General features: G+C 41.7%; 14 protein-coding genes. 7 read left to right on the top strand and 7 right to left on the bottom strand.

Translation table 11 applies throughout. The features are described 5' to 3' along the window. Nucleotides 1-51: 51 nt before the first annotated feature. Nucleotides 52-1,869: an alpha/beta hydrolase gene (locus CWC29_RS14440; RefSeq protein WP_128727611.1), complete on the bottom strand. Its 1,818-nt coding sequence runs from the start codon at nucleotides 1,867-1,869 to the stop codon at nucleotides 52-54. A 131-nt stretch (nucleotides 1,870-2,000) separates the two neighbouring features. Here CWC29_RS14440 and CWC29_RS14445 point away from each other — a divergent pair, with 131 nt between their 5' ends. Further along, complete coding sequence (locus CWC29_RS14445) at nucleotides 2,001-3,971, top strand: winged helix-turn-helix domain-containing protein (protein WP_128727610.1); 1,971 nt, start codon at nucleotides 2,001-2,003, stop codon at nucleotides 3,969-3,971. A 56-nt stretch (nucleotides 3,972-4,027) separates the two neighbouring features. Here the strand turns inward: CWC29_RS14445 and rpmG are convergent, their stop codons facing one another. From rpmG to radC, 3 genes are all read right to left on the bottom strand, one after another. Beyond that, nucleotides 4,028-4,183 carry a 50S ribosomal protein L33 gene (gene rpmG, locus CWC29_RS14450; protein ID WP_010364212.1) on the bottom strand — a complete coding sequence of 52 codons (156 nt, stop codon included), beginning with the start codon at nucleotides 4,181-4,183 and terminating at the stop codon, nucleotides 4,028-4,030. An 11-nt stretch (nucleotides 4,184-4,194) separates the two neighbouring features. Beyond that, complete coding sequence (gene rpmB, locus CWC29_RS14455) at nucleotides 4,195-4,431, bottom strand: 50S ribosomal protein L28 (protein WP_010376746.1); 237 nt, start codon at nucleotides 4,429-4,431, stop codon at nucleotides 4,195-4,197. Between the two features lie 459 nt (nucleotides 4,432-4,890). After that, a complete protein-coding gene (gene radC / locus CWC29_RS14460) occupies nucleotides 4,891-5,565 on the bottom strand; it encodes a RadC family protein (protein ID WP_138521404.1) in 675 nt (224 codons plus the stop codon). A 128-nt stretch (nucleotides 5,566-5,693) separates the two neighbouring features. Here radC and coaBC point away from each other — a divergent pair, with 128 nt between their 5' ends. From coaBC to CWC29_RS14480, 4 genes are all read left to right on the top strand, one after another. Further along, the gene (gene coaBC, locus CWC29_RS14465) at nucleotides 5,694-6,890 is read left to right on the top strand and encodes a bifunctional phosphopantothenoylcysteine decarboxylase/phosphopantothenate--cysteine ligase CoaBC (RefSeq protein ID WP_128727609.1); all 1,197 of its coding nucleotides are present in this window, start codon (nucleotides 5,694-5,696) and stop codon (nucleotides 6,888-6,890) included. Between the two features lie 157 nt (nucleotides 6,891-7,047). Continuing rightward, nucleotides 7,048-7,635, top strand: a complete 588-nt coding sequence (gene slmA / locus CWC29_RS14470; protein ID WP_010376740.1) for a nucleoid occlusion factor SlmA — start codon at nucleotides 7,048-7,050, stop codon at nucleotides 7,633-7,635. Between the two features lie 106 nt (nucleotides 7,636-7,741). Next, a complete protein-coding gene (locus tag CWC29_RS14475; RefSeq protein ID WP_138521406.1) occupies nucleotides 7,742-10,513 on the top strand; it encodes a S9 family peptidase in 2,772 nt (923 codons plus the stop codon). 276 nt (nucleotides 10,514-10,789) lie between these two features. Then, complete coding sequence (locus CWC29_RS14480; protein WP_128727607.1) at nucleotides 10,790-13,705, top strand: TonB-dependent receptor plug domain-containing protein; 2,916 nt, start codon at nucleotides 10,790-10,792, stop codon at nucleotides 13,703-13,705. A gap of 636 nt (nucleotides 13,706-14,341) precedes the next feature. Here CWC29_RS14480 and CWC29_RS14485 read toward each other — a convergent pair. Further along, nucleotides 14,342-14,593, bottom strand: coding sequence for a hypothetical protein (locus CWC29_RS14485; protein WP_128727606.1), 252 nt, complete (start codon nucleotides 14,591-14,593; stop codon nucleotides 14,342-14,344). A gap of 124 nt (nucleotides 14,594-14,717) precedes the next feature. Then, on the bottom strand, nucleotides 14,718-16,907 hold the full coding sequence (locus tag CWC29_RS14490; protein ID WP_138521408.1) for a bifunctional diguanylate cyclase/phosphodiesterase: 2,190 nt from the start codon (nucleotides 16,905-16,907) through the stop codon (nucleotides 14,718-14,720). A gap of 220 nt (nucleotides 16,908-17,127) precedes the next feature. On the opposite strand from CWC29_RS14490, the gene CWC29_RS14495 reads away from it, so the two are divergent. Together CWC29_RS14495 and CWC29_RS14500 are read left to right on the top strand one after the other, a co-directional pair. Next, nucleotides 17,128-17,610 carry an SRPBCC family protein gene (locus tag CWC29_RS14495; protein ID WP_128727604.1) on the top strand — a complete coding sequence of 161 codons (483 nt, stop codon included), beginning with the start codon at nucleotides 17,128-17,130 and terminating at the stop codon, nucleotides 17,608-17,610. Between the two features lies 1 nt (nucleotide 17,611). After that, entirely contained in the window at nucleotides 17,612-18,490 is an 879-nt protein-coding gene (locus CWC29_RS14500; protein WP_138521410.1) for a TIGR03899 family protein, read from the top strand. A gap of 86 nt (nucleotides 18,491-18,576) precedes the next feature. On the opposite strand, the gene CWC29_RS14505 is transcribed toward CWC29_RS14500, so the two are convergent. After that, the gene (locus tag CWC29_RS14505; RefSeq protein ID WP_010376724.1) at nucleotides 18,577-19,338 is read right to left on the bottom strand and encodes a TIGR04219 family outer membrane beta-barrel protein; all 762 of its coding nucleotides are present in this window, start codon (nucleotides 19,336-19,338) and stop codon (nucleotides 18,577-18,579) included. Between the last annotated feature and the right edge of the window lie 4 nt (nucleotides 19,339-19,342).

Here is a 19,342-nt window from a genome sequence, read left to right on the forward strand (position 1 = left end):
GCTTTTGGGGTTGTAGTGACTGTCCAAGTCAACTAGTAGGGATAGGCTTTATTATCTACTTGAAAGCTCAATCAATGCTTGCTTGATAAGCTCAGGATGTGTGAGCGGGATCAAGTGCTCTGTAGAGGTTATTGGCAAATACTGTCCCCCGCTTATTTCCGCGACTTCTTGAGACCATTTTCGACCTTCGGCTTCCCACTTAATCAAACCCGCTCTGGCTTCTTCTGTTTCTGCTTTTTCAATATCTAACTGTTCAAACTCACTATCGATCACGGTAATTGGAATACTGCTATCTGGCTGCCAGTTTCTCACTAACTCCAAATCGTCATGATAGTTCATCATTTCATTTACTCGGATAAGTTGGGCTTCAATACTATAACGTGTTTGCATGATTTGATTGAAGTAACCCCAATCCATATGTTGAGCAAACTCACTTTCTTCCAGCAAAGACTCTACATGTGCCTGCTCCTCAGCTATTTTGACATTCATTTTTTCCTGCCACTTTCCTGCACTCACATGGTCTATCAAATGCTGACCCCATTCGCGATAAATATCAACAGGGTAACCCTGATACTGTGCAATTGAGTGCGGTAATAAAATGTCCGGATCCATCCACAACATACTGGCAATCTTTTGTTTGAAGTCTTCCGACTGTTGCATAGCAATAAGCGGTACAGAGTTACTATTAGCAAAACTCACCAAATGCACATTGCTCAAATCAAGCTTCTCAAATAGCACTGGAAGATCTGTTGCAAACTTTTGCATTGACGGTGCGCTGGTGTTACTACTAAGCCCTTGCCCAAGCCTATCAATCACATACACATTAAACTGTGTTGACAAATAAGGTTGTAATAATGCAAACCAAGCGCTATCGCTATGAAAGTGCATGTTTGCACCTGACAACATAACTACCGTTGGTTTGTCTGCCTGATGCGTTAAGTGTCTTACATGGTAATAATTATCACTGACTTTAATTAAATCAGAACCAGCTGGTAGTGCATATTGACTTGTCGATTCAAAAAATTCCATTATCGATTGCGTCGTTTTGACTGGTGATAAGTTCCAACTATGTCCCGCCCCGTCTACACTAATAAGCTGAGTCTGGATATTTCTGTTGGGATAGTGAGTTAAGGTAACACCATCATCCAAATCTTGCTCTACCGATAATGCGGCTTCATAGTTGAGATCACCTACAATTTTGATCGCTTGGGGTGAGGACAACAGCCCAAAATTAGCATGGCTTTTACCATTATAGGGAAGAACCGAATCAGCCTTACCGTGCATAATTCTGTAGTTCGTCGGCGTAGTAAGGTTACAACTATCTCCTAATTGATAGGACATTGGTGCACCAACGGTCACTATCGCGTTAAATACCTCGGAGCGATTACACAACAAGTTCTGTACAAATAGTCCTCCTTGAGAAAAACCTGTTGCGTAGATTTCACCATCAATAATCTGATATTTTGCTTTTAGTTCTGCGACCATGTCATCAACAAAGCCCAGATCATCAACACCTAGACGATGCGCCTTATTACAACCACACCCTTCATTCCATTCTTCATTTTTTGACTTGGGATAAACGACGAGATAATCATCACTTTGTTCATGCAACCTGGTCATACCCGCCATACCTTGACCACTCCCCCCAGAGCCATGAAAAGCAAATAAAAGTTTATATGACTTGCTGGTATTTTCGACCGGTAGCATATAGTAAAAGCGTTCATTAAGTTCATGAACATTAACCCCAATCTCGGTTTTTCCGCTATCACTATCGATTGGCGCAGCGTTATTGCTTTTACCACCACACCCCACTAACAATGTCGCGACTACTACATTTAACGTTCGCGTTAAAAACCATCTACTTTTCATGCAGGCCATTCCTATTTTATTGTTTTCATGTACTCTTAAATAGCATTGAAAAAAGCGCGACGATTTCTCATGAAATCATCGTGATGAATTTATTACCAAAAAATATAACCAATAAAATCAAAAGGGTAAAAATGCGATTTAAGATTGCAGCAATACAATTTGATACACTAAATCGAACGCTAGAAAACGACAATTCAACAATAAGATTAGAGCCAAAGCCCTATTTGTTGCTACAAACTTTAATTGCTGCAAATGGAAATACAGTCTCTCGCGAGCAATTGATCGAAGAGGTTTGGCAAGGGCGTATCGTCACCGAAAGCGCAATCAATAAAGCCGTGTCAACGCTACGTCAGCATCTAAATAAATTAGATAGCCAAACGAATTATATTGAGACTATTCCTACCGTTGGATACAGGCTAATACCTAGAGCTGTAGGACTAGTTACCTCCACAAAATCACCAAAGCGTAAAGTACGCTTTTTAATTGGTGGTGCGATTTTGGTTAGTTTGCTTAGTGCATTAATTACTTTTCAGGTAGTGAGGCTTTCACCTAATACTAAGTCACTTATTCCAGAAAAAATAACAAGTCAGAGTGGTATTGAGCTGCAACTCAGTAGCGCAACTAGGTCTAGTAGCTTTAGTTATCTACACCCAATCACAACGCCACTTTCAGAGTTATGGTTACACCACCATGGAGAAAGTCGCAAGTTACTATCGGGTAATATAAGTGCTCAGGCATTAAGCCCTGACGCAAGTAAGATAGCATTTGTGGACGATGAAAATGGCTGCATGGTGAAGCAGTTAACTATAGCAAAGCAAAGCGTACAATCATTATTCAGCTGCCAGGCCGTTGAGAGGATAAAGCTCATTTGGGGCCGTAACGGGCGAGAATTGATTTATCGAAAACGTGAAAATATTCACAACGGCTTTGGTCTGTATCGCTATGATTTAAACACCCATAAGCATACACAATTAACGCTCCCCCCTTCATCAGGTAATCTAAGAGGTGATCACCTCTTTAGTTTATCTCAAGGCCAAGACCGCCTCGCAGTGGCGACATACCTCGGTGAAGATATACACCGATTAACCCTCTATCACTACCCACAGATGTCTACAGAGCACACAATTGAACTTCCGTATAACCCAACTTCACTGACCTGGTCTGCAAATGGTCAGCAGATTTACTTTTCACAGGCTAACAGCATTTATAGTGTGAATGCACAGTCACATGCAGTAACTCTTTTACACAAGTTTACCGCTCCAATCGAGAGCCTTACCCTATTGGATAATAATGATACGTTATTGTTAAATCAGTATAAGTTAGCCAGTAACATTAAGCTTTTTGAGCCCGTGCAGAATGTCGTAAAGGTAGTTGTTGATAACCAAGCGCTAAACCGTCTACCTCGCGCTAATCAATCACAACATATTTGGTATATTTCAGATCATGGTGCACACTCAGCCTTATGGTCGATTGACACCAATAGGGAGGCAAAGACTCAAGTACCACTGCCTCACATTTTTAATTTCCAACGTTATCAACTCAATAGCGACAGTTCTAAAATACTTTTTGAATATCAAGATGCTATTTATCAGTTTTCGATTGAACAACTGGAGACCACAGAAATACTTAGTGCAGAGTTAAAACCCTATGTCGCGAACTACGGTCAACATGATGATGAAATAATTTATAGTAGTGAACGCTCTGGTAGTTGGCAGTTATGGTCTCTAAATTTAATAACAAACCAACATCAGCAGCTTACAACGCAAGGTGGCTACAGTGGATACAAGCTTAATAATGTGTTGTATTTTACTAAATTTACACAGCCCGGTATTTGGCGGCTGGAAGATGGGCAGGAGTCGTTAGTTGTTGCAGAGGTGCCTGTAAGAAATTGGTTAAATTGGCGGCTCAGAGGTAATGCGCTTTACTATGAAAAAGACAAAAGCATCTGGCGATTCGATCTTAAGACTCATCAAGAAAAGCTATATTTCACTCCGCCACAACGGTTTATTGGACAGTTTGATATATTGCAAAATGGCGATGTGGTTTTCAGTGAGCTGAAGCAACCAAGTGGAGAGCTTTGGCAATTAACCGTGAAAAATTAAAGTACAAAAACAAAAAACCCAGCCGAGGCTGGGTTTTTATTGATTCTTGAAACGAATTACTTGATTTTCGCTTCTTTGAAGATCACGTGTTTACGAACCTTAGGGTCGAACTTTTTGATCTCCATTTTTTCAGGCATGTTACGCTTGTTCTTGTCGGTAGTGTAGAAATAACCAGTACCAGCAGTTGAAACTAAACGGATCTTATCACGCATGATTCAGCTCCTTAAACTTTTTCGCCGCGAGCACGGATATCTACTAATACCGCGTCGATGCCTTTTTTATCGATAATACGCATACCTTTAGTAGTAGTGCGTAGAGAAACGAAACGCTTTTCGCTTTCAACCCAAAAACGGTGTGTTTGTAGGTTAGGTAGGAAGCGACGCTTAGTAGCGTTGCGCGCGTGCGAACGGTGGTTACCAACCACTGGGCGCTTACCTGTAACTTGACAGACTTTAGACATGTCTATGTATCTCCAATAACTTCGCTCGAGCTTAATTTTCCCTTAAAGGCCTTTTAACTGCGTGCCCTAGGTAAAATCAAAGGGCGCTCTTTATACAGTATCTACAGGCAGAGATCAAGGATCTGATCCTACTGAAATCAGCTCATGGGTAAATTTGATAGCGGCCAATTATAATGATCCGAAGCCCACTAGGAAAGTAAAAACTGCATTTAAATTGAACTAATTTATAAAATTTATACAAATATGCTGATTTAACGAGCAAATTTCTTTTTTGGCCCTTTGTAGATGATGATTTTGACTGTTTAATTTTCGTGCTTATGAGTATATTCAAGCAGCAACACTCCACCAGCTACCCCACACGTCGAGTAAAAGCTGAGTGATCAAGCTCCATTCCATTTTGCTCAGTTCAAAAGGACAGCTTGAGAAAGCGAAACCCACCTGATAAAACAGCAACTCAGCTTAAATCAGTCCTCGTTCGGCAAACGAAATACAATAACTTCCAGCGACGATTAAATGGTCAAGTACATTAATATCAACCAATGCCAAGCCTTGCTGCAATTTTTTCGTGATAAGTTTATCCGCTTCGCTGGGCTCTGCCACGCCCGATGGATGGTTATGGGCAAAAATCACAGCTGCACTATGGTATTTGAGTGCCGCCTTTACTACTTCTCTTGGATAAACCGAGGCCGCATTAATCGTGCCGTGAAACAGCACTTCATCTTTTATTAGCCGATTTTGGTTGTCTAAATACAACACCATAAACACTTCATGGCCAAGCCCCCGTAGTTGAGCACTCAAATAGTCACGTACCGCAGTCGGGTTTTGAAATACCGTTTCTCTTAAGCACTCTTCTTTTAGATAACGCCGACTTAGCTCCAAAACGGCCTGCAACTGAGTGTATTTGGCAACGCCTAAGCCTTTTAACGCTGAAAACTCTTCTAATGAGGCATTGAATAAACGCTGTAACGTTTGCTGTTCTTGTAACAAGGATTCGGCAAGCTCTATGGCATTTAATCCTTTGATCCCTGTGCGTAAAAAGATAGCCAATAACTCAGCATTGGATAACGCTTCGGGCCCTTGTTCAATCAACTTTTCTCTTGGCCGCGCGGATTTGGGTAAGGCTGATATTTGCATTCTATTATTCCTTATCTTTGTATGTCTCCTTGACTAAATTAAGCTTAGCGGGTGATCACGATTATTCAAAAGCAAACACAGACTGTGATATCTTTAGTTTATTGATACTGTGATCGTATAAAACAAACATGCAAAGAAATAAACGCCTCTTACTTGGGATCAGCGGTGGTATCGCTGCTTACAAATGTGCAGAACTCGTTCGCCGCTTAAAAGAACACCAGATAGATGTCAAAGTGGTGATGACGGAGTCAGCTAAGCACTTTATCACACCACTAACAATGCAAGCTGTCTCTGGTGAAATCGTTTCTGACTCTTTGCTTGACCCGCAAGCAGAAGCATCAATGGGCCATATCGAATTTGCAAAATGGGCAGATCTAGTACTGGTTGCTCCCGCGACCTCAAATATCCTCGCCAAAATGGCAGCGGGTATTGCAGATGATTTACTGACCACATTACTGCTCGCAACTCCCGCGCCTGTTGCCGTGGCGCCGGCAATGAATCAACAGATGTATGCGCACCTATCGACTCAAGCAAATCTCAACACCCTTGCTTCACGCCATGTCCAAATCTGGGGGCCCGGTAAAGGCGAACAAGCCTGTGGAGATGTAGGCGCAGGACGCATGCTTGAACCCCATGAATTGGTGCAACTGTGTTTAACTGCACTTCGCCCTACTGAGCAAGTATTAGCAGGAAAAACGGTAACTATCACTGCAGGGCCGACACGCGAAGCATTAGATCCGGTGCGTTTTATTACCAATCACAGTTCAGGAAAAATGGGATTTAGCCTTGCTGAGGCGGCAAAGGCTTTGGGTGCAAGCGTAAATCTGATCGCAGGCCCGGTTTCACTGAATACTCCCACTGGAATTACTCGACTTGATGTAGAAAGTGCTGAGCAGATGCAACAAGCCGCACTCGAATATGCCGTACAATCGGATATTTTTATCGGCTGCGCTGCGGTCGCTGATTACCGTGCAGCCACCGTAGCCGATCAAAAGATTAAAAAGCAAGGCGATGAAATCACACTTACACTGGTTAAAAACCCCGATATTATCGCTACTGTCGCAGCACTAAAACAGTCGCGTCCTTATACCGTTGGCTTTGCCGCTGAGACGCAGAATGTCGCCGAATATGCGCAAGGAAAATTGGTAAATAAAGGGTTGGATATGATCTGTGCGAATGATGTGTCGGATAGTACAGGTGGGTTTAATTCTGATAACAACACATTGACCCTATATTGGAAAAAAGACCGACTTGAACTCCCTCACTCTAGCAAAAAAGAGTTAGCACTTACTGTCATGCAAGCTATTGCCGAAAAGATAAAATAACCTTCATGTAAAAGACTGGAAAGAAACTGAATAAAACATTAACATGATACCCCGATAACGTGTAAACGAGTCGGGGTTTGCACTTCTGCGCATCACTCTCTGTGCTTAATAAACCCGGCAAAAACAATATAACAATTAGAAAAATAAGGGAAATTTCATGCCAGCGACAAAACGTAGTAATCGCAAAGAGCAAATTCTTCAATCACTCGCACAAATGCTGGAAACCAGCCCGGGACAGCGTATCACCACAGCTAAACTCGCTGCTGAAGTCGGGGTTTCAGAAGCTGCGCTTTATCGCCATTTTCCAAGTAAAGCGAGAATGTTTGAGGGGCTTATTGAGTTCATCGAAGATACGTTGCTGTCACGCATTAATTTAATCCTAGAAAACGAAAAAGAAACCCGTAACCGGATCTACAACATTCTTACTCTACTTCTCGCCTTTGCAGAGAAAAACCCTGGGATAACACGTATTTTAACGGGCGATGCACTACAAGGTGAGCAAGAACGTTTACGTGAACGAGTACAAAGCTTATTTGAAAAGCTTGAGACACAATTCAAACAAGTATTAAGAGAGCGCAAACTGCGAGAAGGCAAAGCATTCACGAGTGAAGAAAGTGTACTGGCTAATCTATTCTTAGCTTTTGTTGAGGGTAAGATGAACCAGTTTGTAAGAAGTGACTTCAAAGCAAAGCCAACCGCGCAATTCGATAAACAGTGGGTTGAGCTTGAGAAAATCTGGCTTTAAGCACCTGCGGCTAGCCGCTTAAATACATCCGCACACCGCAGAGCATTTTAGTTTCACTGTTAAAAGTGATAAAAACATCATAAATACATACTAAAATGCTCTAGATATGACTCTAAAACTTTCTCTCTTAAGCGCAGCACTTTTTAGTGTAAGCAGCTTAGCAGCTAAACCCAGCCTTGAATTTAAAGACGTTTTTGATTTTCGTTACCCACAGGGTACGGTGATCTCCGAACAAGGCACATTCCTCGGCCTAAGTGCAAAGCCTTACCGTGGTGACAGCGAAGGCCAAGTGTATTCTCTCAATAATAGAGCACTGATTGCATCGGTTCCCCGTGGTACAAATCCAGTTATCAATAAAAGCGGTCAATGGGTTGGCTTTACCCAACTCCCCACTCTACTTGAAAAAGAAACCACAGATAAAAAAAAGAAAAAAACATTAAAGAACAACTTAGTGTTAGTTAGCACCGCAACCAAAACGCAGCAAACCTTTAGCTCAGTTAAAGATTATCAAATCTCAGATGATGGCTTGTGGCTGGTGTACCGTGAGGATACAAAAACAGGCGACAAAAAATCAGACGCAAAAGAGAATACAGACGAGCAAGCTGATGAACTCAAAATCAGTGCAGATAAAGGTGATGACACATTAACACTTGTGGTGCTGAACCTTTCTAACAATGAAAGTACTCGCTATGACAACATCGCAGCATACAAAGTAGGACCAAATAGTAACGTGATACTGGTCAATCAGCGCAGTGAAGACGGCAGTAAAAACCGTGTTGCCGTTATTGACTTAGCGAGCAATCAAATCACAAGTCTTATTGATGAGCCCGGTGTGACTTTAGGAGACATTGCTTGGCAACCCAATTCTCAACAGGTCGCTTTTTATTTAGGTAATTATGTCAACGATGACAAACGCCGCCGCGACTACCAACTCAAATTATGGTCTCCAACAAGCAATAAAATTACCGATATCCATAACCCAAGCGGTTGGTTTTCCGGCAAAACAGCATCAATCAAATGGTCTAAAGACGGCTCACGATTATTTTTTGAAAACCGTCCACAGCTTGAACAAAAAGCCAAAGTGCTCAAATACACAGATGAAAGCTCGCTTTTTGATTACGATACCATTCGCCAGCAAAAAGGCTTAAAGGTTTGGCACAATGCCGATCCTGAAATCAAAACTAGAGAAATAAAAACATGGAATGAAAGCCGGCGAGATCAACATTATCAAGCGGTTTATCATCTTAATGGCGAGCGTGTAGTACAGCTTGAAAACCTTCAAGTGCCGTCTATTTCACTGCGCACAAACGCAAACTTTGTGCTGGGCAGCGATGATACCCCCTATCTAAAGCAGATTATGTACAAAGGCTTTTATCGCGACTACTACAGCGTTGATATCAGCAGTGGTGATAAACAACTCATCGTTAAAGAAAGTTCAAATCGCCCAACTGTTGCACCTGATGGTAAACATGCGGCCTATTTCGATGGTGAACAAATCTGGTTGAAATCGCTATCCACCCAACAGCTTACCCCAGTAAGCAAAGCGGTTAAAAATGCACTGTTTGCTGATGATAAACATGATAAGCCAGAACCAAACGAAGGATTTGGATTTGCTGGTTGGCAGCTCGATGGTTCGACACTCTACGCCTACAGTAAATATGATATTTGGGCATTTGATACTAAAACGGCAAAAGCAACTCGACTGACTGACGGCTATAAGACCCAAACACAATACCGCATTGAGTATAAAGATAAGGACAAACTGGGCTTTAACCCTGACGATACCTTACTATTAAGTGCGCACAACCTCGAAAATAAACAAACGCATATTGCTACGCTTTCTCTACAAGATAACAAGTTGCAAACTGTTTTGTCTGGCGAAGCCAAATATAACGTAGTGAGAAAAGCCAAAGAGGCAGATACTTATATTTTCACAAGACAGTCTTATCAAGAATTTCCTGATTATTGGGTTACAGATAACAGCTTTAATAACCCGACAAAACTCACAGACTTAAATCCACAGCAACGGACATTTGCTTGGGGCCAAAAGCCTGAACTTGTGAAGTACAAAGGCTACGATGGCGAAGATCTTCAAGGCGTGTTAATCAAACCTGCTGATTATAAAGCCGGTGATAAAGTGCCAGTAGTAATTTACTTCTACCGCTATATGAGCCAGCGCATGTATGACTTCCCGAAAATGGAGTTAAATCACAGACCAAACCTGCCAATGTATACCTCAAACGGTTATGCGATATTCTTGCCTGATATTCGTTTTGAGATCGGTCATCCTGGACGCTCTTCAACGCAAACCATGATCAATGCCGCACAAGCGCTTATTGATAAAGGTGTTGCTGATCCAGATAAAATAGGCTTACAGGGCCACTCTTGGGCAGGTTATCAGAGTGCATTTATGATCACCCAGACAAATATGTTTAAAGCGGTTGTCTCTGGCGCACCAGTATCAAATATGACCTCTGCTTATAGCGGAATTCGATTAAAGTCCGGCTTAGCACGTCAATTCCAGTATGAAACGGGACAAAGCCGCATAGGTAAAACACTCACCGAAGCGCCAGAATTATATATAGAAAACTCTCCAGTGTTTTACGCAGATAAAGTAAATACACCAATTTTGATCATGTTTGGCGATAACGATGGAGCGGTTCCTTGGCAAGAAGGTATTCAATACTACTTAGCATTAAGAAGGCATGGTAAAGACGCAATCTTCTTACAATACGAAGGCGAACCGCACCATCTTAAAAAGCTGCCAAATCAGCTAGATTATTCAATTCGTATGAAAGAATACTTTGATTATCACCTGAAAGGATTGCCACCTGCAGAATGGATTCAATCCGGTAAAGCATTTATCACTGAGGAATAATCAGCTTCACTCGTATTGATTATCAAGGGCATCATTTAGGTGTCCTTTTTTTTAGCAACCCCGACTCTTCTCTGTGTTTATTTTTTATCTAGAAATGTTTTGTTTCAACTTACATCCTTATAATTTCATTATAAAAAAAAGCCTATATATCTATTACATTTGATTGTTTTACAAACGAACCATTGAACTTTACGTAGATGCAATGTAAGTTCTATGTTGCAGGAACATTTTCCTACTCTGCTAATAAATAAAGAAATAAAGAAATAAGGAAATAAGATGAAACTTTCTAACTTATCAGCAACGATCAGGCTATCTCTACTTGCTTGCTCAACGCTGACTGCAGGCGTATCAGGTATTGCCCACGCTGAAGAAACAGATACCAATGCTAATAATAGTGTAGAACGAATAGAGGTTACTGGTACTCGTATCAAGCGAGCTGCTATGACTGGTGCAAGCCCTGTAACAAGTGTTACAGCCGAAGATATTAAAGTTGCAGGTATTACAAGGGTAGAAGATCTACTCAACGATATGCCCGCAATCTTTGCTGACCAAACTTCAGGCCAAGCAAATGGAGCTACAGGTACCGCAACAGTAAACCTACGTAACTTAGGCACAGAACGTACATTGGTACTAGTCAATGGACGCCGCTTGCCTTCTGGTTCTCCTGTCGCCGGAGGTATCGGTGCTGACCTTAACCAAATCCCAGCGGCCTTGGTAGAACGTGTTGATGTTCTTACCGGTGGTTCGTCAGCAACATACGGTTCTGATGCTGTTGCTGGTGTTGTAAACTTTATCATGAGAGACGACTTTGAAGGCTTCCAAATTGAGTATCAAGGTAGCGTTTATCAACATGATAACGACCACAAAGACATGCAACGAGCACTAAAAGAGAGAGGCTTCGAAGTACCTGATGGAAGTCAATGGGACGGTGATACTCATGACATCTCTTTAACTTTTGGTGCTAACTCTGCAGATGGTCGTGCAAACATCACAGGTTATGCAACTTGGCGTGATATCGAAGAAGTAACGCAAGACAACCGTGACTACAGTGCTTGTGCTATGAACATAAATGCGACAGGTACACGAATTTGTGGTGGTTCAGGAACAATTCCTGATGGCCGTATTACCGATTTTAATACCTACGACTACAAAGTATCTGGCACCGATTTCGTTCCTACAGCTGGAACTGTTTATAACTATGGCCCGCTGAACTATTTCCAACGCCCAGACAAACGTAAGACATTTGGCTTACTAGGTCATTATGATTTTAACGACAGCCATACGTTTTATGCTGAATTTAACTACATGGACAACCGCACAGTAGCACAAATCGCGCCTTCAGGTTCATTCCTGAATGAAGTTAATATTAGCTGTGATAACCCGCTGCTTTCAGCTTCACAAAGAAACACGCTTTGTGGACCTAATGGCGTTGCAAATGATGATGGTGTTGTTGAGGGTGCCTTCATCGGTAAGCGAAATGTTGAAGGAGGCCCTCGTCAAGACGACATTCGCCATACCTCAACTCGTTTTGTATTAGGTGTTCGCGGTGAAATCGATGACAACTGGACTTATGATGCGTATATGAATTTCGGTAATGTATCATATGCCCAGACTTACCAAAACGACATGTCGACTACCCGAATTATTCGTTCATTACAAGCTACAACTGATGACAAAGGCAATGTAGTATGTAAGTCAGTTGTAGATGGTAGCGATCCAACTTGTATTCCATGGAATATATTCGATCCATCAAAAATCACTCAAGAACAAATCGACTATCTAACAATACCTTTATTTGCTCGCGGTGACACTAGAACAAAACAAATTAGTGGCTATGTTACTGGTGATCTTACAGAGTACGGAGTTGTAGTACCTGGAACTTCCACCGGTGTAGGCGTAGTATTTGGTCTTGAACACAGAAAAGAATCGCTAGACTTTAATCCGGATCAAGGCTTTGAGTCAGGTGACGGTGCAGGCCAAGGTGGTCCTGTTCTTGGTGTAAGTGGTGAATTTGACGTCAATGAATTCTTTACAGAACTCAATGTGCCCTTAGTTGAAGACTCTGAATTTGCTGATTATATTACATTAGAATTAGCTTATCGCTACTCTGACTATTCAACGGATAAAACAACCAACACCTATAAGGGTGCGTTTGACATTCGCGTTAATGATCAACTTGGTTTGAGAACAAGCTTCCAGCGTGCTGTACGTGCAGGTAACGTACGCGACCTATTCAGATCTGCTGGTTTAGGTTTGTTTAACTGGGAAGATCCATGTGGTGGTGACAACCCAACTCTAACCGTTGAGCAGTGTGCTAGAACAGGTCTTGATCCATCTAAATATGGTTCAAACGCACTTATCAGCCCTGCGGGCCAATATAACAGTATCACAGGTGGTAACCCAGACTTAGAACCAGAAAAGTCGGATACTATCTCATTTGGTATTCTACTATCTCCTGAAGCTATTGAAGGTTTAGACATTGCGATTGACTATTTTGACATTACTGTTGAAGATGCAATTCAAGCAATCCCTGAAGCAACAATCTTCAACCAGTGTGCAATTAATGGTAACGATGAGTTCTGTGGACTTATCAACCGCGGTAAGACTGGCTCTTTATGGTTAAGCCAGGATTCGATCACTGCTATTGATACCAACATTGGTAGCGTAGAAACAAGCGGTATTGATTTTGATGCATCTTATCGTTATACCCTACCTGATGATATGGGCCTTTTGCGCTTTAAGCTAATCGGTACATGGCTAGATAAGTTTGCAACGCAAAACTTACCAGGTGGTGATATTGATGATTGTGCTGGTCGCTGGGATAGAGCGGTATGTGAGTACCCTGTTCCTGACTTTAAGACTAACTTCTCAACGACTTGGGTAACGCCTTGGGATGCAAACGTTACAGCAACCTATCGTTATGTAAGTGAAGTGAAAGAGTTTGCACGAAATGAAAACGGTCAAGTGATCGATGGACCAGTTCCATTGACTGCCCGTGACTACGTTGACATTGCAGTCACTTGGAATGCTTCTGATAACCTGCAATTCCGTGGTGGTGTAAATAATATCTTTGATAATACTGCTCCACTAGTACCAAATGGTCCTTCAGGCCCGGCAAATGGTAACATTTACCCTGGTTTCTATGATTCTTTGGGTCGCTATATCTTCGCAGGTTTCACATTTAGACTATAATCTAAGACTCTCAAGATTTAGTCGTAATTATCAGCCCCCGCAAGTTCATAACTTGCGGGGGCTTTTTAATTGAACCTAAGCCTTGGGTAAGGAGTGGACTACCTCATTTTTTTTAACCACATTAAATTATTTCCTTATCTAGCCAGAGAGTTTTAGCGCTAAAACTGGCAGCTAAAAAACATTACTTGTCCGAAGTTCAGGTTACTTATACCAATATGCTTAATTAAGTGATCTATTTTGAGGCGAGAAAATGTTGTCGTTAACACCGATACTGCATCTTGCTATCGCAAAGGTATCTACATTCCTGTAGGTAAGGGTAAAATTTTGTTATTTAGTTGCGCTAAATAAGCAGTTTTTAACACAGTTAGCGTCAGATCAACGCTTTCAAGTTGAGCAAATATTAAGATTAATTGGTATAAATAAATTGACGGAGTAAAGAGCAATAAAGTAGAAAACATTCTTTGATTCTCAGAACAACACCGGTTGCGAGAATTAGCCAAAGCAAGCAAGTGGAAGACAACGCGTAATTTAAATTTGAGGGGTGGGAAGGTCATTGCTCTAAAAAAGGATCCTCAGCGCAGTGGGCAATAGCTTCCTAAATTAGAGCAAATAATTACTAATCTCACAAAGCAAAAGTTACTGCTTGCCAGCAGTATTCCGCTGTCGATTGAGCATATCTTTTGCCGCATGTCGATCATACTCAATCTGATCTTTTGTACGACATCTTCGTTTTGTAAATTTACTACCAGTGATAATATCTTGCTTGCAATATAGATCTTCTTGATTCTTAGCTATCGCGCTCTCATTATCATTTTTTGCCGGCTCGGTCGTTGAGTTACAACCCGACAGAAGCACCAATAGGACGACACAAATTCCTGCGATTTTCATAGTAAATCCTTTATATAATTATTATGTAAAGTACCTAAATACACTCCAGAACAGAGTGTTCAAACTTTAGTCTAATCAACATTACATAGAAAAGCAATTGCACCGACTTTAACAACGCAAATGACTAATTAGACTCTAAAAACTCCAGCAGTTCCTTTTCAGGCATAGGCTTTGCGAGCAAAAAACCCTGTACTTCATCGCAGCCAAGCTTCTGTAACACTGTCATCTGCTCTTCTGTCTCAACGCCTTCTGCAATCGTCTTCAGGCCGAGATGTTGACCTAAAGAGATGACAAGATCGGCAATTGCACCGCTATCATCATGAGGGATATCTTTAACGAAAGCACGGTCAATTTTAAGCCGTGCCAAAGGTAGTTTTTGTAAGTAGCTCAAAGAAGAGAACCCAGTACCAAAGTCATCAATTGCAACCTCAACACCAAATTCTTGTAACTCTTGAAGTGTATTAATCACCGAATTTACTTCATCCATAACCACACTTTCTGTCACTTCGAGCTCAATATGTTTTGGCTCCACATTAAACGACAAGATTGTGTCTTTTACTTGCTGCGCATAGTTCGGCACTTTAAACTGCGGTACGGAGACATTCACAGCAATACTAAGCTCACCAAACCCCTGTTGTTGCAAAGTTGCCTGCAACTGACAGGCTTGCTCTAATACCCATTGACCAATTTCAACGATAAGCCCCGCATTCTCCGCAAGAGGAACAAAAATCGCAGGGGAAATATAATTACCGTTTCCAGAAGGCCAACGTAACAAGGCCTCACAGCCAATCACCTTACGATCGGCAATAGAAAACTGCGGTTGATACCAGACCTCGAGTTTTTTCATTTCAAAGTCTTGCCTGAGCTGCCTTATTAACCCCAACTTCCAAGCCATTTTTTCTTCTAAATCTGGGGTATACCAATCCAGTGAAATACTCGACTGCTTTGCTTGGTTAAGCGCAATATAAGCAAGTTTTAAGGTTTCTATGCCTTGCGGCTGGAAGTCCTCTTGACGGCATACTCCAATATGAAAGTGCATAGTCAACAAATGCTCCCCGACATGGTAGGGTACACACAAGTTATCAATAAAAGACTCTTCATCAAATTGCGACTCAGGCATTAAAAAGCCAAACACATCCGCGCCAATTCGTGAAATTAACTGGGCCTCAGGAAACTCAATACTAATTCGTTCAGCAACCCCAAGTAACAACAAGTTCCCAACTTCTTGGCCTAAACCGTTATTGATGTCAGAAAACTGAGCAATATCTACAAGAACAAAAATGAGCGACTGCTGCTGGTTAAAGTAAGACTCTATTTTCTCGATAAAATTAGCGCGATTAGGTAGTTTGGTGAGATTATCTTTGTAAGCCACCTCACGTAATTCATTAAATAGCTTGATATTATCAAGACCAACACCAACGTTAGTCAGGAATATTTCAGCAAACTTCAATTGTGCTTCGGACGGCTCACTCTCTAGCTCTAAATAAATGGCTGCCTTTTTGTTTTTGCTTTCAAGTAAGAAGGTAATGTCGTGTGCAGTAGATTGGTGGGATTCGGTATCAATACAGTTTTGCACTTGCATGATGACACGTCCATTATCAAGCTGCTCTATACCATGGCCAAAGAACTCACGGTACTGCTCACTACCACCAAACACCCTTAAATGCATATCATCATCTAGGTAGCCACTCACTAAGCCTTCGCCTGACGCATCTAAAATATTTGCCAATTGGGCAACAACCGCAGCTGCAAAGGAGCCCATATCGGTATGACCGAGGATAGCGCGAGAAGCTGAAAGGATCTGCTCTAGTGCATGACTTTGCGCTTCGAGTTCACAAATTTGCTGATAGGAACGGATAGCGGTAAGTAAGGAAGTAACCAGTTTACTGCGAGTGAGTTCAGTCTTCATTTTGTAATCGTTGATGTCGAACTCGCGGATGACTTTTTCTTCTGGCGCGTAACCAGGCTGACCTGTACGCATAATAATACGTACTGCCATATTTTTTATTTCTTCGCGCACTCGACGGACAACATTAAGGCCCGCGTCGTCAGTTTCCATTACCACATCGAGTAATAAAATACTGATATTATTTTGTTCTTTTAAAATCTCAATGGCTTCTTTACCCGAATAGGCATGAAAAAACCTGAGCTTTTTGCCCCAAAACTCTAAATTAGACAGTGCAAGCTTAGTGACAGAGTGGATCTCTGGGTCATCATCAACGACTAAGACATCCCAAAAAGCACTTATCGTTTCTGCTTCTTGAGTAACTTCTTCGTGCTCTGCAAACAAATAATCATCTTGCTCAGGTGCCATGTTTTACCCTTTAAATCCACACTACTTTTTAATTATAGGCACTGATTCACTCCAGTGTTTACCATCCTACAAAATATGGTACATTTTTATTATTACAGTTCTGTTCGATTAACATACATGAAATATTATAGTCGAGCATAGAACAAAATAGATGATTTAGCATACTTTTTACCAATGAGGATTCTGTATCAAACGTTTATCTACTCCCATTAGAATGTTGATGATTTTAGCACTTGTTATTGTGATTGCTGGTTTAGCGATGCCACATCATTATAAAGTGGAGAAAAGCACTGATATTTCTGCCAATAGCACAACACTCTCTCCTTTGGTGTTATCCCATTGGCCAGTACTATTTAATTGGCAAACAACTGAGGCTCTCCACTTTCGCATATTGCCGAAGAAACAGCGAGTAGGCAGCTCAGCTGTGTTAGTGCATCCTTGGGGAGAAGCTGAAATGACTATCATCAAAATCAACGAACAGAATTTAGAACTATCTTTGCATGTAGACGACGAGCACTTAGCCAAAATTAGCCTTAATTTGTTTACCACTCAGGCCGATAAACAACTGACCATCACGATTGAAGGAAGAGCCAATACACCCTTTATTGGCAGTTTTATCGCACTTTTTATGCAGCAGTATTTACCGCAAGTAACCAATTCTGCGGTGAATCATATGCATACACTGTATAAATTACGAGCTTGATATGGCAGTCAAAAATGCACAAGTAAAATCAGCCTTAGCGCTTTCGATTGAAGAAAAGCTCGGCTACCCCATGGTGAAACGGATCACACCGCTTGTCACTCAAAATGACCGTTATCAGTCTGATAAAAATAAAGACAACCAATACACGGTACGAACTGAGCACGGCACACTAAAACGCGCCCTAAAGCGTCAGCAGTTAATCAAAATCCAACGCCAGCAAAACCTCGAGGCCATTATGGGCATGGCGCTTACATTATGCCCCGAGGTTACCGCCCGAGGTCGCCCCGATCCCGATTGGTTGGAGCACTTCATCACCCTTGCAGAAGACATTGCCAATCACTCTATGCAAAAGTTGTGGGCAAAGATATTGGTAGGTGAAAGTATTACGCCAGGCACTTTTTCAATTAAAAGTTTGCAAACCCTAAAGATGATGACCCAACGTGAAGCAACCGCGTTACAAAGATGTGCACCGCTGTGTGGCTACTTAGAAAAAGAAGACAGCTACCTTATTCTTCATGGTTACTATAAAAAGCCATCTATTTTTGATTTGCTGCGTAAGGGCAGCACCGAATCCATCAACTTAAGCCAAGCTGGGCTGAATTTTCCAAATATACTTACGCTGATGGATATTAATATCCTTTATCGGCAAGAAATTGAGTCCGCGTCACTACAAAAAGGACAGTCAATGCAGTTGGTGTATTTACGCAAAAAAATGACCTTAACGGCCAAATCCAATGACTTAGTGCTGAGCTATTACAAGTTGACGCAAACCGGAGACGAGCTTAAAAAATTACTCCAAAGTCCAATCAATAAACAATATAAGCAACTTGTAGAAAAGGCCTTTGAAAGTGAGTTTACGCTCGACTGGGAAGAGAGATAAGGCAGCTGTTTTACTTATACCATACAGATAAAAACGGCTTGGTCGATCACTCGTACCAAGCCGCTAGAGGAGTAAACTACACTATCTTAGAAATGTAGTTGGATCCCTGCAAATGGACCTGAGACATCCAAATCAGTGTAGATATCGTCAATATCATCCAGCTCCAGTACCATAGAGCGGTAACCCACTTTTACCGCAACATCAACAGCCATATTGTCGATAAACTCATAAGCGATACCAATTTGATAATCTTGGATTTTGCTGTCATCAATTGCCAGCATGCTGCCTTCAGCAAAAACACTTAGCCCTGTAAGTGGTAAACCCACTTCACCGCGCAAATAACCCAGAGGAACAAAGCCTGAGAATTCAACTTCTTCTGTGCGTGTTTGACCATTTGCAGTACCAGTTACCATGATAGAACCGTCAAACTGCTTAAAGTTCACACCAAAGTCTAACGTCAACAAGTCATTGTCTAGCACTTCGTAATACAATGTATAGTCGATGTGGTTTAGATCTGCGTTTGTTGTCGCGTCAGTACCTACTGTATAAACTTGACCACCAAAGTCAAAAGACTCTGTTAACGTCGTTTGACCATTTAACTCAAGCTCGGTATAGCGTAACTTGATATTTGGTACTAGCGGCACTGGGTGCTCAAGTGCAGCATAAAAACTCGTAAAAGTTTCATCGTCAAAGTTAAAGGTTTGCATATTGCCTTTTTCAGCAAAGCTACCTTCGGTTTCGGTATCCCACCCTTCTGCACCGACATAAAGCCCGAGTACCGTATCTGCATGTGCAGCAGGTGCTAAGCACGCGAGAGATAATGCCGCTGCTAAAAAGTGTTTTTTCATGATG

Origin of the sequence: Pseudoalteromonas galatheae (assembly GCF_005886105.2) — a bacterium.
Lineage (GTDB): Bacteria > Pseudomonadota > Gammaproteobacteria > Enterobacterales > Alteromonadaceae > Pseudoalteromonas > Pseudoalteromonas galatheae.